This window comes from Streptomyces sp. SID13031 (assembly GCF_010548305.1).
Taxonomy (GTDB): domain Bacteria; phylum Actinomycetota; class Actinomycetes; order Propionibacteriales; family Kribbellaceae; genus Kribbella.
This window is the reverse complement of the sequence record NZ_JAAGLV010000009.1, coordinates 34,787-49,666: the sequence shown is the minus strand read 5'-3', so window position 1 is coordinate 49,666 and position 14,880 is coordinate 34,787. Positions and strand designations below refer to the sequence as shown.

The 14,880-nt window shown below is 67.0% G+C and carries 16 protein-coding genes and 1 pseudogene; 9 read left to right on the top strand and 8 right to left on the bottom strand.

What is annotated here, in order from left to right:
* Window positions 1–13 precede the first annotated feature (13 nt).
* The 3 genes and pseudogenes from G3I17_RS18895 to G3I17_RS18885 form a co-directional block, all read right to left on the bottom strand.
* Window positions 14–574, bottom strand: a complete 561-nt coding sequence (locus G3I17_RS18895; protein WP_203590438.1) for an ABC transporter permease — start codon at window positions 572–574, stop codon at window positions 14–16.
* 206 nt (window positions 575–780) lie between these two features.
* Window positions 781–1,020 (bottom strand): annotated as a pseudogene (locus G3I17_RS40845) (ATP-binding cassette domain-containing protein); the annotation flags it as partial.
* Window positions 963–1,403, bottom strand: a complete 441-nt coding sequence (locus G3I17_RS18885) for a hypothetical protein (RefSeq protein ID WP_164598041.1) — start codon at window positions 1,401–1,403, stop codon at window positions 963–965. The gene G3I17_RS18885 and the pseudogene G3I17_RS40845, both read right to left, overlap by 58 nt.
* A gap of 181 nt (window positions 1,404–1,584) precedes the next feature.
* On the opposite strand from G3I17_RS18885, the gene G3I17_RS18880 reads away from it, so the two are divergent.
* Window positions 1,585–2,328 carry a TetR/AcrR family transcriptional regulator gene (locus G3I17_RS18880; protein ID WP_164598039.1) on the top strand — a complete coding sequence of 248 codons (744 nt, stop codon included), beginning with the start codon at window positions 1,585–1,587 and terminating at the stop codon, window positions 2,326–2,328.
* Window positions 2,329–2,386: 58 nt separating this feature from the next.
* Here the strand turns inward: G3I17_RS18880 and G3I17_RS18875 are convergent, their stop codons facing one another.
* Window positions 2,387–3,565 carry a glycosyl hydrolase gene (locus tag G3I17_RS18875; RefSeq protein WP_164598037.1) on the bottom strand — a complete coding sequence of 393 codons (1,179 nt, stop codon included), beginning with the start codon at window positions 3,563–3,565 and terminating at the stop codon, window positions 2,387–2,389.
* Window positions 3,566–3,621: 56 nt separating this feature from the next.
* On the bottom strand, window positions 3,622–4,641 hold the full coding sequence (locus G3I17_RS18870) for a LacI family DNA-binding transcriptional regulator (protein ID WP_164598035.1): 1,020 nt from the start codon (window positions 4,639–4,641) through the stop codon (window positions 3,622–3,624).
* Window positions 4,642–4,751: 110 nt separating this feature from the next.
* Here G3I17_RS18870 and G3I17_RS18865 point away from each other — a divergent pair, with 110 nt between their 5' ends.
* The 4 genes from G3I17_RS18865 to G3I17_RS18850 are packed head-to-tail and all read left to right on the top strand — an operon-like array spanning window position 4,752 to window position 9,233.
* Window positions 4,752–6,044, top strand: coding sequence for an extracellular solute-binding protein (locus tag G3I17_RS18865; protein ID WP_164598033.1), 1,293 nt, complete (start codon window positions 4,752–4,754; stop codon window positions 6,042–6,044).
* Window positions 6,045–6,047: 3 nt separating this feature from the next.
* On the top strand, window positions 6,048–6,926 hold the full coding sequence (locus G3I17_RS18860; RefSeq protein ID WP_164598031.1) for a sugar ABC transporter permease: 879 nt from the start codon (window positions 6,048–6,050) through the stop codon (window positions 6,924–6,926).
* A complete protein-coding gene (locus tag G3I17_RS18855) occupies window positions 6,923–7,846 on the top strand; it encodes a carbohydrate ABC transporter permease (RefSeq protein ID WP_203590436.1) in 924 nt (307 codons plus the stop codon). Before G3I17_RS18860 ends, G3I17_RS18855 begins: the two co-directional genes overlap by 4 nt.
* A gap of 40 nt (window positions 7,847–7,886) precedes the next feature.
* Window positions 7,887–9,233, top strand: coding sequence for a discoidin domain-containing protein (locus G3I17_RS18850; RefSeq protein WP_164598029.1), 1,347 nt, complete (start codon window positions 7,887–7,889; stop codon window positions 9,231–9,233).
* Window positions 9,234–9,298: 65 nt separating this feature from the next.
* Here G3I17_RS18850 and G3I17_RS18845 read toward each other — a convergent pair whose 3' ends face one another.
* The 3 genes from G3I17_RS18845 to G3I17_RS18835 form a co-directional block, all read right to left on the bottom strand.
* A complete protein-coding gene (locus G3I17_RS18845; RefSeq protein WP_164598027.1) occupies window positions 9,299–11,098 on the bottom strand; it encodes a hypothetical protein in 1,800 nt (599 codons plus the stop codon).
* A 142-nt stretch (window positions 11,099–11,240) separates the two neighbouring features.
* Window positions 11,241–11,738 (bottom strand): pyridoxamine 5'-phosphate oxidase family protein, encoded by a 498-nt coding sequence (locus tag G3I17_RS18840; RefSeq protein WP_203590435.1) that lies wholly within the window; start codon window positions 11,736–11,738, stop codon window positions 11,241–11,243.
* Window positions 11,739–11,859: 121 nt separating this feature from the next.
* A complete protein-coding gene (locus G3I17_RS18835; protein ID WP_164598022.1) occupies window positions 11,860–12,276 on the bottom strand; it encodes a DUF1844 domain-containing protein in 417 nt (138 codons plus the stop codon).
* Between the two features lie 323 nt (window positions 12,277–12,599).
* Here G3I17_RS18835 and infC point away from each other — a divergent pair, with 323 nt between their 5' ends.
* From infC to G3I17_RS18815, 4 genes are all read left to right on the top strand, one after another.
* Window positions 12,600–13,289, top strand: a complete 690-nt coding sequence (gene infC / locus G3I17_RS18830; RefSeq protein ID WP_164598507.1) for a translation initiation factor IF-3 — start codon at window positions 12,600–12,602, stop codon at window positions 13,287–13,289.
* Between the two features lie 72 nt (window positions 13,290–13,361).
* Window positions 13,362–13,556 carry a 50S ribosomal protein L35 gene (rpmI, locus tag G3I17_RS18825; protein ID WP_164598020.1) on the top strand — a complete coding sequence of 65 codons (195 nt, stop codon included), beginning with the start codon at window positions 13,362–13,364 and terminating at the stop codon, window positions 13,554–13,556.
* Between the two features lie 72 nt (window positions 13,557–13,628).
* On the top strand, window positions 13,629–14,018 hold the full coding sequence (gene rplT / locus G3I17_RS18820) for a 50S ribosomal protein L20 (RefSeq protein ID WP_164598018.1): 390 nt from the start codon (window positions 13,629–13,631) through the stop codon (window positions 14,016–14,018).
* Between the two features lie 36 nt (window positions 14,019–14,054).
* Window positions 14,055–14,873: an RNA methyltransferase gene (locus G3I17_RS18815; protein WP_164598016.1), complete on the top strand. Its 819-nt coding sequence runs from the start codon at window positions 14,055–14,057 to the stop codon at window positions 14,871–14,873.
* The last annotated feature ends 7 nt before the right edge of the window (window positions 14,874–14,880 follow it).

Genomic DNA, 14,880 nt, shown 5'->3' with positions numbered 1-14,880 from the left:
CTGACCGCGGCGGTCACCCGGCAGGGGAGTTGACCGCGTCCATGGGCCTAGTACCCATGGCTAGGCGGCCCGCGATGCCGGTGACGGGCGGGACCAGCAGCAGGACGAGCACGATCCAGCCGAGCAGGACCCAGATCGGCCCGGACGGGATCGGCAGGCCGCGGGTGGCGATGGCGATCGGGAAGATGCTGAAACAGGCGGCGACCAGGCCCAGTACGAGCCCGAAGGCCGCGATCACCAGGTTCTCCAGGTAGAGCATCTTCGAGACCTGCTTGCGGGTCGAACCGGTCAGCCGCTGCAGCCCGAACTCCCGCCGCCGGTCCAGGACCGCGACGGCGATCGTGTTGATCGAGGCGATCGCGGTGTAGGCGATCGCGATCGCCGCGAGCAGGTAGCCGATCCAGGCGTCGATCCCGAGTCCGGCGTCGTACTCGGCCGAGAGCAGGTCGCGGTCGCCGATCGTTGTCCCCGGCCACTTCCCGAGATCGATTGCCTTCGGCGACGAAGTCTTCAGCAGGATCTGCGTCGGCAGCCCGGCCGTCGTGTGTGCCGCCAGCAGGGCCGAGGGCAACAAGATCGACTCGTACCCCGAAGTACCGTCGACCAGTGCGACGATCTTCAGCTTGACCAGCGCGTCGTCGCCCAGTCGTACGCCGAGCTGATCGCCGACACCGACCTTCAGCTTCTTGGCCGCTCCGGGTGGCAGAGCGACCGTGTCGCCGGTGAGCTGATCAAGTGAGCCCTCGCGGACTTTCCCCTTGTGAACAGGGCCGTTCAGACCGAGCTGGGCTCGTCCAGCCCGGCGGCGCAGTGCAGCAGCGTGCTCTTGCCGGAGCCGGACGGTCCCATCACCGCGGTGAAGGTGCCTTGGGCAAAGGAGTAGCTGACCCCGCCCAGCGCGGTGACCGCGCTGGGCCCGGTGCCGTAAACCTTCTGTACTTCGGTCAGCTGGAGGGGCACGCTCATCGGCTCGTCCCCGGATCCAGCTGGGACTTGCGGTGGTACGACTCGTGCGTCCACCACAGGATGCCGACCGCGAGGCCGAGGCCGACGTCGGACCACAGCCACCACGGCCAGTCGAGGTGCCCGAAGGCGGCGAGCGCGAGCCAGATCACGAACTGGATCACGCAGACCGCGAGCCAGCCGACTGCCGCGATCCGCAGCGCCAGGGTGAGCCCGGACGGCGGTACGGCGTCGTGCAGACCGGCCAGTACTTCGCGCAGATGGCCGCGCCGGTGGGACTCGTTGAGCACCCGGTGCCGGTCGGCGGCCTGCTGGGCGGACAATACTCCCAGCCGGGCCGCGCTCTCGATCTTCGCGTGCGCTGCCTGCTTGTCGGTGTAGCTGAGCTCCTGCTCGTCGGGGGAGACCAGCGGGCCGAGGGTGGCGTTCAGGGTGTTCATGAGGGATTCCTTCTTCTCCTGGGCCCGCTTGGCCGCGGTACCTGACGAGAAATAGCGTATGGGTTGAACAGTTTCATCTTGAAGGGTCCTGCAGCCCGTTTCGGGGGTAGGGCTAAGTCCCCCGCACCGGGGGTGGCAGGCCTTCCTGCGCTATCGGGCAAACGTGCGGAAGGATGGGGGCATGAGTGAGGAGCCGGCGCAGCTACCGCCCGGCCTCGCCCTGTCCTGGGGCGTCCAGCCGGTCCAGCGGCGCGGACCGAAGCCGGCCCTCACGGTCGACCAGATCGTCGCCACCGGGATCGAGTTCGGTGACGCCCAGGGTTTCGAGGCCATCTCGCTGCAGAAGATCGCGGCGCAGCTCGGCGTCTCCACCAATGCGATGTACCGCTACGTCAGCTCGAAGGACGAGCTGATCGTGCTGGTCGCGGAGACAGCTTGGGGGCGCGCTCCGGCCTACATCCTGGAGGCCGACGGCTGGCGTGCAGGCGCACGCGCGTGGGTGAAGGCCCAGGTCGACCAGTACGCCGAACGCCCGTGGCTGCTCGAGGTGCCCATCCGTGGCGCCCCGGTCACGCCCAACCTGCTGCACTGGGTGGAGACGCTGCTGGGGGTAATGGCCGATACCGGGTTGAGCCAGCACGACGCCCTCGGCTGTGCCGTCCTCTTCGACGGCTATGCCCGCAGCTACGCGAACCTTGCCCGCCAACTAGCAGCCAGCGACTCGGCCCCGGTCGAGTCGGCGGCGGTCGGCACGTTCCTGGTGCCGCGGCTGCAGTCGGCCGGCTATGACCGACTCCTGGCGATGTACACCAACCAGGAGTACGAAGACACTCTCGACGACGACTTCGACTTCGGCCTGGACCGCATCCTCGACGGTATCCAGGTTCTGATCGACGGTTTGGCTGTCCCGACCGACAGGACATAGTCCGCCGTTCGGTCAGGCGCCACGCTCACAGCGGCGATCGCCGTCTGCTGTACAGGCGCTATGTCCTGTCGTTAGGGACACGGATGCGGACCGGCCCGTTGGCGCGGGCTTCCACCCAGCTGCGGTGGAAGTCGCTGCCGGGGGACAACTCAGCGCGGCGGGATGGTTCGGTGCGCGGGTTGAGCGGCGCGTCGAGAACCGCGGCCGGTCGGGGGTGTACGCCGTTGGCGCGCACCTCCGCGATCACGTCGGCCAGGGCCTGGGCGGCGGGCTTGCGGTGGTGGTCGACGGTGAAGAGGCCGAGGTCGTACTCGCGGTCGGGGAAGTCGAGGAGGCGCCGGTCGATGTCGTGGGAGGACCACCAGGTGACACCCCAGAGGGCGGGGTTGTCGATGACCAGCTCGACGGTACGGCGGGTGAACTCCGCCTGCAGGTCCGTCGGGATATCCGGGCCCGGTACGCCGATCTCCTGCAGCCATACAGGTCGTGAACTATCCAGTGAAGTGGCGGCGGCGAGCTCGACCAGGTAGTCGGCGTGCGTCAGGGTTGCCGGACCGAGCGGGCCGTCCACCCGAGAGACCCCGTTGAAAACCCACGAGTGGACGGTGCTCAGATCACCCAGGTCGACAACGTCGGCCGGGAGAAAGGGGTGGTCTGGCTTGTACCAGGCATCGTCGAAGACCGAGTGCAGGGCGAGGACGTCGGGCGCGGCTTTCTTCAGCGTGAGCAACAAGTCGTGAGCCCAGCGGGTGGACGCCTCCGGGGTGGTCGAGCTGTCCGGCCAGAGGTTGTTCACCTCGTTGCCGAGGGTGATCGCGAAGACATTGGGCTTGGTCGCCACTGCGCGCGCCACGGCATCGACGTAGGCCGTCAGCCCGTCGCGGACCGTCCCGCTCTCGAACAGGCTGCTCTTGTGCCAGGTGAGCACCCACGCCGGCAGGAAGTCGAAGCTCGACAGGTGTCCCTGGATCAGGTCGACCGCCACTGTCAGGTCGTGCTCGGCGGCGGCGTCGATCAGATCGAGCAGGTCGTCGATCGCGCGCTCGCGGATGATCGCCCGGTTCGGCTGGATCCAGGGCCAGATCGGGAACACCCGGACGTGGTCCAGGCCGAGCCCGGCCAGGTCGGCGAAGTCCCGGCGGACCGCCGCCGGGTCGTAGTCGAGCCAGCTGTAGAACCACCCGGACGACGGGACGTAGTTCGCGCCGAACCTGGGCGTGGCGGGATCCGAGAGCATGACAGCGATGCTAAATCGGTTTAGCGAATTACGCCAGTTGCTCGGTCGGGGCTGGGTCAGGAGCTGGGCGGGGCGGTGGACTCGCGGACGGTCAGGACCGGGTCCGCGGTCCGGAGGTTGATCACCTTGGTGGGGTCGGCGATCACTTCGAGTAGCACTTCGGCCGCCTGCCGCCCGAATTCGAAGGTGTCCCGGGACAGCGCGGTCAGCGCGGGATGCATCAACTGGGTCAGGATCGAGTCGTCGAAGGCGACGATCGAGAGGTCGCCGGGGACCGAGACGCCCATCTCCATCGCGACGCCTAGGCCGGCCACCGCCATCACGTCGCTGTCGTAGACGATCGCAGTCGGCCGGTCCGGCTGGGAGAGCAGTTTGCGGGTGGTGGCGGCGCCCTCGGCGTCGCTGAAGTCGGTGGTCAGCGAGGGCGCGTCGATCAGGCCGAGCCGGGGTGCGGCGTCGCGGACGGCGCGGATCCGGCGCTGGGTGTGCTGGAAGTTCGGCGTACCGGCGACGTGGGCGATCCGGCGGTGCCCTAGCGCGGCCAGGTAGTCCACGATCGAGAGCATCGCGTCGCGGTCGTCGGCCCAGACGGAGGCGAGCGCACCCTTGCCACCGCGCCCACCGATCACCACCGCGGGCAGTTCGAGCGCCCGGAGCGCTTCGATCCGCGCGTCCTTCACGGTCAGGTCGACCAGGATCACGCCGTCCACGCGGTGTTCGGAGGCCCAGCGCTTGTAGACCTCGATCTCCGCCTCGGTGTTCTCGACGATCAGCAGTTGCAGCGAGATCGAGTGCGTGGACAGCCCGGACTGCAGACCGGACAGCAGATGCGCGAAGAACGGTTCGACGCCGAGCGTGCGGGCCGGACGGGCGATCACCAGCCCGACGGAGTCCACCCGGGAGGCGCCCAGCGCGCGGGCGGCGCTGTGCGGGCGCCAGCTCATCTGGTCGGCGATCTGCAGGATCCTGGCCCGGGTCGCGTCGCTCACGCCGGGCCGCCCGTTCAGCGCGAACGACACCGCGCCTTTGGAGACCCCCGCCTTGTCGGCGATGTCCGCAATGGTCGGTCGCGCCATCGGATCCCCTCCCTCACGTCACCGTGCCTGATCGATGTGGCCCTTGACAGCGGATTCTACGATGTGGATAGTGCAGGAGCTATACCGGTTTATCACCTCAGGAGAATTCCATGCGTAGTCGTCGTCTTTCCGGAGTGGCAGCTCTTGCCGTCGTGGCACTTACTCTCGCTGGTTGTGGCCTCGGTTCCTCGGACGACACGTCGTCCGGCAGCAAGCCCACCGTCGACGCGAACGCCCAGGTGACGGGCGAGGTCAGCTTCCAGACCTGGGCGCTCAAGCCTAAGTTCACGTCCTACGTCGAAGGCGTGATCAAAGCCTTCGAGGCGAAATACCCGGGTACCAAGGTGACCTGGCTCGACCAGCCGGGTGACGGCTACGACAAGAAGGTGCTGAGCCAGGCGTCCGCCGGTCAGCTGCCCGACGTGGTCAACCTGCCGCCGGACTTCGCGCTCCCGCTGGCCAAGCAGTCGATGCTGCTCGACGTCGGCGCGGCCGACCCGAAGATCGCCGAGGAGTACGTCGAGGGCGGCGTCGCCGCGTACAAGTACCAGGGCCAGGACGGCACCTTCGGCTACCCGTGGTACCTGAACACCGACATCGACTACTGGAACGCGACCAAGTTCGCCGCCGTCGGGCTCGACGTGAAGAACCCGCCGAAGACCTTCGACGAGTTGCTCGCCGCCGCCAAGGTGATGCACGACAAGTCGGGCGGCAAGGAGTACATGATGAGCCGGCTGCCCGGCATCGGTGACTTCACCAACGCCGGCGTCAAGATCCAGTCCGACGACGGCAAGTCCTTCACCTTCAACACCCCCGAGGCCGCCGCACTGCTGGACAAGTACGCCGCCGCTTACAAGGCCGGCTACCTGCCGCGCGACATCCTGACCCAGGAGTACCTGGGCAACTCCAAGCTCTTCACCCAGAACAAGGTCGCCTGGACCACCGGTGGTGGCGCCGCGATCCAGGACTTCACCAAGGACAACCCGTCGCTGAAGGGCAAGGTCGTCCCGTCGCCGGCGCTGGACACCCCGCCGCTGTACGTGCAGGGGCTATCGGTCTCGGCCAAGACCAAGAACCAGGCCGCCGCGATCGCGCTGGCGCGGTTCGTCACCAACGCCGAGAACCAGGCCGCGTTCGCGAAGATCGTCAACATCTTCCCGTCCACCAAGGCCTCGGCCCAGGACCCGTACTTCTCCAAGAGCGACGGGACTCCGGAGTCCGACGCCAAGGTGCTCGCGTTCGAGTCGCTGGCCAAGGCGAAGGTGCTGCAGCCGCCGGTGATCAGCGGTGCCACCCAGGACTTCATCAACCAGCAGATCTCGCTCGCGATCTCCGGCAAGGTGACCTCCAAGCAGGCCCTCGACGCCGCGGTGGCCAAGGCCAACCAGCTGCTCGCCTCCTGATCGATGCGCTACCACCGCTGGTTCACGCCGTGGGTGCTGGTGATCCCGGCCCTCACCTGGTTGCTGGTGTTCAACCTCTGGCCGTCGATCAACACCGTCATCTTGTCGTTCACCAACGCCAAGCCGATCGGCGGCGGTACCTTCGTCGGGCTGAAGAACTTCGAGGCCCTGCTGCACGACGAGCAGTTGCGCTGGGCGCTGCTCAACAGCGTCATCTACATGGTGGTCTGCCTGCCGTTCCTGACCATCCTGCCGCTGCTGCTCGCCGTGCTGGTGGAGAAGAAGCTGCCCGGGATCACCTTCTTCCGGACCGCTTTCTACACCCCTGTGGTCGCCTCCGCGGTGGTGGTGGCGCTGATCTGGCAGTGGATCCTGGACGATCGCGGCCTGGTCAACGGCCTGGCCGAGAAGCTCGGCGTGATCTCCGGGCCGCTGCCGTTCCTCAGCGACCAGTGGCTGTTGCTGCTCAGCGCCATCAGCCTGACGATCTGGAAGGGGCTCGGGTACTACATGATCATCTACCTGGCCGCCCTCGGGAACGTCGGCCGTGAGCTGCACGAGGCCGCCGCGGTCGACGGCGCGTCGGCCTTCCGCCGGTTCCTCAATGTGACGATCCCCGGCGTCCGGGGAACGATGATCCTGATCTCGATCCTGATCTCGGTATCGGCCCTGCGGGTCTTCTCCGAGCTGTTCATCCTCAGCGGTGGAAAGGGCGGTCCGGGTGGCCGGGACAACTCCGTGGTGATGCTGATCCAGCAGTACAGCCAGGGCTTCGAGGGCAACCTCGGTTACGCGTCCGCGCTGTCCATCGTGCTGTTCTTCGTCACCGTCGTCCCGATGCTCGTACTGGCCCGGCTGAACCGGAAGGCGGCGGACGCATGAGCGTCGTGACGGATCCGGCCCGACCGGTGGCGATACCGGATGCTTCCGGTACCGGCGACCGCGGGCGGCGCAAGCGGGGGACCTTCGGGTTCAATTCCTTGTCGCCGACGGAGAAGGTGGTCCGGTACCTGCTGCTGGTGTTCGTGCTGATCATCACGATCGGCCCGTTCCTGTGGCAGTTGTCCACCTCGCTGAAGGGGTCGGGGGAAGACATCTACACCCGGATCCCGCGGTTGCTGCCGTCCCAGCCGACCTTGTCGCACTACGCCGAGGTGGCCGACACCATCCCGGTCTGGGACTACATGCGCAACTCGCTCCAGGTCGCGGTACTGGTTGTCGGCGGCAACATCGTCGGGTCGTCGCTGGCCGGATTCGCCTTGTCCCGCTTGGAGTTCCGGTTCCGGCGGATCGTTCTCGGGCTGTTCCTGGCGACGCTGGTACTGCCTGGTGAGGTGACGATCATTTCGCAGTATGTGACGGTGCGCGAGCTCGGGCTGGCGAACACGCTGTTCGGGGTGGCGCTGCCCGGTATGGTCGGCGCGCTCAACGTGCTGCTGATGTACAACGCGTTCCGGTCGTTGCCGGTCGAGGTGGATCAGGCGGCGGTCGTGGACGGTGCGAACGTCTGGCAGCGGTTCGTCTACATCGGGCTGCCGTCGGTGCGGGGGACGATCAGCGTGGTGGCGATCTTCGCCTTCATCGGCGCCTGGGACGACTTCCTCTGGCCGCTGATCGTGCTGACCGACCCCGACAAGTACACCTTGACCGTCGGGCTGCAGTACCTGTCCGGCACCTTCAGCAACAACCCCCGGCTGATCGCCGCGGGCACTATGATCGCGTTCATCCCGATCGTGATCGTGTTCGCCGTCTGCCAGCGATTCTTCTTCAAAGGCGTCGAGGAAGGCGCCGTGAAGGGGTAGCCCACACCATTGCAATCCGCCCATTGCAAGGAGTTCCATCATGTTGCGTAAGGCAATCACCTTTGCGGCCGCTGCGCTGCTCGGCGCCGCGCTGCTGCCCGTCGGCACGGCGCAAGCCAGTACGACGGCAGACAGCAAGCGGGTCGTCGTGTACTACCAGACGCAGTACGTCAACGGTGTCTACGTCTCGCCGAAGGCGCTGACCGACAACACCACCGGCGTCACCAACGTGCTGGTCGGCGCGATCCACCTCGACCGGGATGTCGTGCACCTCAACGACGACCCGCCGGAGGCCGCGAAGTTCACCCAGATGTGGGCCGACCTGCACGCGATGCAGGCGGCCGGCGTCAAGGTCTCCGCGTTCGTCGGCGGCGCCGCGCAGGGGAGTTTCCAGCGGCTCGACACCGAGTTCGACAAGTACTACCCGCGGCTGAAGAGCCTCGTCACGACGTACGGGTTGGACGGTCTCGACCTGGACGTCGAGGAGTCCATGTCGCAGGCCGGGATCAACCGGCTGATCGACCAGCTGACCACCGACTTCGGCACCGGCTTCATCATCACGCTGGCGCCGGTCGCGCCCGCGCTGAGTGGTGGCGGCAACCTGTCCGGCTTCAACTACGAGACGCTCGAGCGCGATCGTGGCACGAAGATCGACTGGTACAACGCGCAGTTCTACTGCGGCTGGGGCTCGATGGCGAACACCAGCGGCTACGACAACATCATCAACCGCGGGCTGTTCACGCCGGCGAAGGTGGTGGCGGGCGTGGTGACGAACTCGGCCAACTGCGGCGGGTACGTCGCGCTGCCGACGCTGAAGAGCACGCTGGCGGCGCTGGTCGCGAAGTACCCGACCTTCGGCGGCGTCGACGGCTGGGAGTACTTCAACTCGGACCCGGGCGGTACCGCGGCGCCGTGGCAGTGGGCGCGTGAGATGACGTCGGCGATGTCGGGCGGCAGCGGTGGCCCGGCCAATCTTGCTCTGAACAAGCCGGCCACTGGCTCAGCCGCCTGCGCTTCCACGGAAGGCCCGGCGAAGGCCTTCAACGGCAGCGTCTCCGGCGGTAACGCCGACAAGTTCTGCTCACTGGTCGCCACGAAGTTCCTGCAGGTCGACCTCGGTACGTCGCAGGCGCTCGGCTCGGTCGAGATCTCCCACGCCTCGGCCGGTGGCGAGTCAGCCTCCTTCAACACCCGAGCCTTCACCCTGCAAACCTCCACCAACGGCACCACCTGGACCACCCGAGCCACCATCACCAACAACACCGCCGCCGTCACCACCCACTCGGTCACCGGCGTCTCGGCCCGCTACGTGCGCCTCAACATCACCACCCCGACCCAGGGCACCGACCCTGCGGCCCGCATCTACGAGCTCAAGGTCTTCGCGTAGATCCCTGATCCGAGAGCGGCCGCGCCCAATCCCCCCGGGCGGGCCGCTCTCTTGTCCGGATCAGGTCATTCGGCGCGGCAGTGCTTCGTGTCGGGATCGGCGTGCGTCTTCGATGGCCAGGGCGTATAGGTGCCCTTCTGATACTCCGCTTCCGGCTTGATACTGGCGACTCCCTTGGTCCCGAACAACTTGCCGAGGACGCCGCTGACTGTGCTGGAGACGTTGGCGCCGACGCCCCAGCTGACGGTGAAGCTCTCTGTCAGCGACGAGCAGGGCACCGCTCCCATCAAGCCCGCGTTGGCATAGCCGAGGGACACGATCGCCTTGACGTACGGTCCGGCGTTCATGCCCGGCAACCCCAGTCCGATCATGATCTTGACCTCGAACGCGGCCACGATTCCGAACGGCGCCATCGAGGCGGACGTCCACAGTTTGACCGGGTTGAGGCCGGCCGGCTTGACCGTCGTGGCTGCCGAGGTCCCGAGGTCGCCGCCGATCGTGTAGGCGATCGTCCCTGAGACGGTGGTGTTCTTGGAACTGAAGCCGAGCTTGATGATCAGCTTGAATTTGATCGACGGCTGGAAACCCAGCTCGGCGACCGGCGTCGCCTTGAGCGGGATGTCGAGCGGAATCTCGATCCGGCCCCGCGAGTTGTCGGCCAGGCCTTCACCGCTGCCCATCTTGAGGTCGACCGCGATCTGTTTGAGGCCGTTGAGGGCCACGGTCGAGTTCTGCACCCGGCCTCCCGCGATCGGCACCTTTGCCTTCGCGCGCAGGTTCTCGATGTCCATCCGGAGGGTGAATCCACCCTTGAGCCCGGGCTTCGCGTTCTTACTGCCCTTGCCGGCCGTCGCCCGCAGACCGAGTTCGGACTGCCGCGAGTTGGACCGGGAGTAGTACTCGAAGTCCCAGTTGCCGATCGATACCTTGACCTTGCCGTTGTCCTGCTGCATGTCGGGTGGCGGCAGCTGGCCGCCGGTCCCGGCCCGTGCTCCCGCTTGCTGTGCCGGAATCTTCAGCTCCGGAGCGATCACGATCTGCTCGGGCCCACTCTGCTTCTGCGAGCTCTGCCGAACCGCGGTCTGCCGTGCCAGGCTCTGCTTCAGCAGGCCCTGCTGCGGTAGTGAGGCACCCATCGGCGCGGATCCGCCACCCTCCTCGGGTCCGAAGACTCCGTCGAGATCGGTCTCCTCCGGCTCGGTGGGCTCCTCGGTCGCCGGGGGCGGGTCCGACTCCTCGGCAGCGGGTGGTTCGGTGGCCTCGTCCGTCGGCGTGGAGCTGGTCGGCTGCGGCTCAGTCGCCTCGGGTTCTGTCGCCTCGGGGTTCGTCGGCTCCGGCTCGGTCGGCTCGGTGGTGCCGTCGCTGTCGGGATCCTTCGGCAGGTCGGTATAGGCGCCCGGCGCGTCCGGGATCTGCTGTACGCCCGCGGCTCCGACGTCCAGCGGCTCGTCGAATTCGAGGGTGCCGTCCTTGATCAGGTCGGTCAGCTCGATCGGAGCCAGCAAGACGGCGACATCGTCCCCGGCCGGCTCGACCTTCACCACCTTGCCGAGTGCCTTCGAGCTGGCGTACATCACCTTGCCCGGGGCCAGGTCGGACATTCCGCTCGCCGACTTGTCCATGGTCCAGGTCAGCCCGTCGGAGCTGACGTGCCGGATCGCCTTCGGCCCGCCGCCGATGATGACGACGCCCGGCTGGTACGTCATGTCCTTCGGGCTCTTGACCGGGGCCTTCCCGTACCGCTGCTCCAGCGTGACTTTCCCGCTGGAGCTGGTGTCGGCGCTGTCCTTCGGCCCGCTGCCACAGGCGGTCAGTGTGGTGAGTGTGACGACCAGCATGGCGGCCAGACCGCGATGCAGCTTCATGAATGCTCCCCCAAGTCGGCGTGTCTGCCGATCACTGTCCGGGGTCGGCGTTTCACCGCGGTCTCACCGGTATCTCAGCAACGATGGCTGTGGATGAGATCAGGGAGCCGGCAGCGACAGGCGGCTTGGGGGAGCGAGCCGGTCAGCTCGAAGGCGTGAAGCGGGTTTGGGAGTCAGGGTGTCTGCCGAAGGCGAGCACCTTCACCGGCCGCACTTCGAAGACGGGGATCTCCATGTCGTGGTGGTCGTGATTGATGAAGACGCCGTCGCCGGCTGAGTAGTTCCAGTCGAGCTTCTTCTTCCAGAGGCGAGCCAGCGCGCGCAGCGTCTCCGTATCGGTGACCTGGCGGGCCTGTCCTTCCAGGACGACGCCAGTAGCTTGGTACTCCCGGGTAACGGTGGTGAGCGCGCAGTTCTGGTTGTGCTCGAGGTTCTTGGCCTTCTGCTCGGCCGGGCCGGTGCCGAAGTGCAACGCGCCGTCGAGCCAGATGGCGGGCAGCGGCGCCACGTGCGGCCGCCCGTCGCGGCGTACGGTCGACAGCCAGAACATCTCCGTGGTCTCGATCACCTCGAGGACGTCGGACCACTGCAGGGCCTCGGCCTTGTCGTCACTGAAGTTCTCGACCAGTTGCGGTTCCATCGACACTCCGCCTTCCGTGGCTCTTTGGTCGGCTCGGCGTGATGGTCGGGTGCGCAACCGTCTGCCGGCCAGGTCCCGTCCCGCCGTTCGGCGGGTGCAAAAGCCTATCGGCTCAGCCGGCTCAGCGGCGGGAAGCTGACGGGTGGACGGCGCCGGTGTATTTCTCGCCCGGGCCGGCGCCGGGCTCGTCCGGGATGGTCGAGGCTTCCTTGAAGGCCAGCTGCAGGGAGCGGAGGCCGTCGCGCAGGGGAGCGGCGTGGTGGTGGCCGAGTGACGGGGCGGAGGCGTCGAGGAGCCCGGCCAGGGAGTCGATCAGGGAGCGGGCCTCGTCGAGGTCGCGGTGTTCGGGCAGGTCCTCGGCCAGGCCGAGGTGGACGGCTGCCGCGCTCATCAGGTGCAGGGCGGCGGTCGAGATGATCTCCACGCTCGGTACTTCGGCGATGTCGCGCGAAACCGTCGACAGCGGATCGACCGATGACTGCTCGGCAGCCTCCGGCGCGGGGGTGGTGGCAGGCGGAGTGGAGACTTGGTCGCTCATGCTGTTACTCTTACATGGCGACCGACCCGGTCCGACGGTGACCCCTGAGCGGAATACTCGAGGGACTCCAGCGGTTCAGGTCTAAGCGGAGGGCCACCTCCCACCCAGCTGATGGACAGTCAGCGGGTCCCGGTCACGCTGCGGTTCCGAGGCTCCGGCCGAGGTGCCACGGCGAATCGTACGGCCTGTGTTCCCGGTGACGGGATTGCGGAGCCGTCGATCTGGGAATTGGGCCTTCGTGTGAACGCACGGGGGCCTTTTGTGATTTCTGGCCCCGGGCGGCACAGAGGTGGAACCATTGAACGAACAACCCAGGAGGACCCATCACCATTGAACTGCGCGTCAACGAGCGCATCCGCGTACCTGAGGTGCGCCTGGTCGGACCGAACGGTGAGCAGGTAGGCATCGTCCGGATCGAGGACGCACTTCGGTTGGCACAGGAAGCCGATCTCGACCTGGTCGAGGTTGCGGCCACGGCACGCCCGCCGGTCTGCAAGCTGATGGATTTCGGCAAGTACAAGTACGAAACCGCGCAGAAGGCGCGTGAGTCTCGCCGGAACCAGACCAACACCGTCATCAAAGAGATGAAGCTGCGGCCGAAGATCGACCCGCACGACTACGAGACCAAAAAGGGTCACGTCGTCCGGTTCCTGCGCGGCGGTGACAAGGTCAAGATCACCATCATGTTCCGCGGACGTGAGCAGTCCCGGCCCGAGCTCGGGTTCCGGTTGCTGCAGCGGCTGGCCGAAGATGTCAGCGAGCTCGGCTTCGTCGAGTCCTCGCCGCGTCAGGACGGCCGGAACATGATCATGGTGCTCGGACCGCACAAGAAGAAGTCCGAAGCACGCGTCGACGTCGAGGCCGAGAAGGCCAAGAAGGTCGCCGAGCACGAGGCCGAGCAAGAGGCTGAGCGTCAGGAGCGTGCTGCGCAGCTGAAGCAGTACGAGGCCGAGCAGGCCGCCGGCGCCACCAAGAAGCCGAAGGGTCCGGCAGACAACCTCGACCCGGAGTGAGGTGCTGCTCCGGTCGTGACGGCCGGAGCAGCACCCGATCGAGTCAACGAAGAAAACCAGGAGTTCATAGCCATGCCGAAGATGAAGACCCACTCGGGGATGAAGAAGCGCGTCCGGATCACGGGTTCGGGCAAGCTGCGTCGCGAGCAGACCGGCAAGCGTCACCTCGCCGAGGCGAAGTCGACCAAGCGCAAGCGTCGCCTGTCCGGCACCGTCGAGGTCGCCTCGTCGCACGTGAAGAAGGCCAAGAAGCTCCTCGGTATCTGAGTAGCCCACCCCCCGAACACCCCGCCGGGTGGACCACCTTCACCGGCGCAGATATACAAGGAGTAACACCTCATGGCACGCGTGAAGCGGGCAGTGAACGCCCACAAGAAGCGTCGCGTCGTACTCGAGCAGGCCAGCGGTTACCGCGGCCAGCGCTCGAGGCTGTACCGCAAGGCCAAGGAGCAGGTCACCCACTCGCTCGTCTACGCCTACCGCGACCGCAAGGCGCGCAAGGGTGACTTCCGCAAGCTGTGGATCCAGCGGATCAACGCCGCGTCCCGCGCGGAGGGCCTGACCTACAACCGTCTCATCCAGGGTCTTCGCCTGGCCGAGATCGAGGTCGACCGCAAGATCCTCGCCGACCTGGCTGTCAACGACCCGGCGGCCTTCTCGGCCCTGCTGGCGCTGGCGAAGGCGGCCCTGCCGGCCGACGTGAACGCGAAGAGCGACGCCGCAGCCTGAGCTGCGACGTTTAGCTAGAGCGATATCGCACCCGAAGTGGCGAGCCCAGGTCTGCTGACCGCGCAATCCGTGCGGATCAAGCAGGCCCGCAGGCTCGCCACTCGTGCGTTCCGGCGCAAGTCCGGCCGCTTCCTGGCCGAGGGCCCGCAGGCTGTCCGCGAAGCCCTCGAGCACCGCGAGCTGGTGGTCGAGGTGTATGCCGAGCCCGACGTCGCCACCCGGCACCGGGATCTGCGCGACCTGGCCCAGCTCGCCGACGTCCCCTGGTACGACGTGAACCGGGCCGCGATCGAGGAACTGAGCGAGACCGTCACATCGCAAGGCGTCGTCGCGGTCTGCCAGCTGGTCGACGTACCGCTGGCAGACGCCGTACTACCTACCGCGCGCCTGGTGGCCGTCGGCGTCCAGGTACGCGACCCGGGCAACGTCGGCACCTTGATTCGTACTGCCGACGCGGCCGGCGCCGATGCCGTCGTACTGTCGGCCGAGTCGGTCGATCCGCATAATCCCAAGGCCGTCCGGGCCAGTGTGGGCAGCCTTTTCCACCTGCCGATCGCGGTCGAGGCCGATGTCGTGACAGCCGCCAAGTCGTGGCGTGAGCAGGGGCTGCAGGTCCTCGCCGCTGATGGCTATGGCAGCTCCGACCTCGACGAGTGCATCGGCGACGGCACCCTCGCGAAGCCGTCCGTCTGGCTGTTCGGCAACGAGGCCCACGGCCTGCCCGACGGTTTCGACGCGATCGTCGACCGGTCGGTGAAGGTTCCGATCTACGGTCGTGCCGAGTCGCTCAATCTGGCCACCGCGGCCGCCGTCTGCCTCTACGCCTCCGCCCGCGCGCAGCGGCGTACCGAGTGACTGGCCG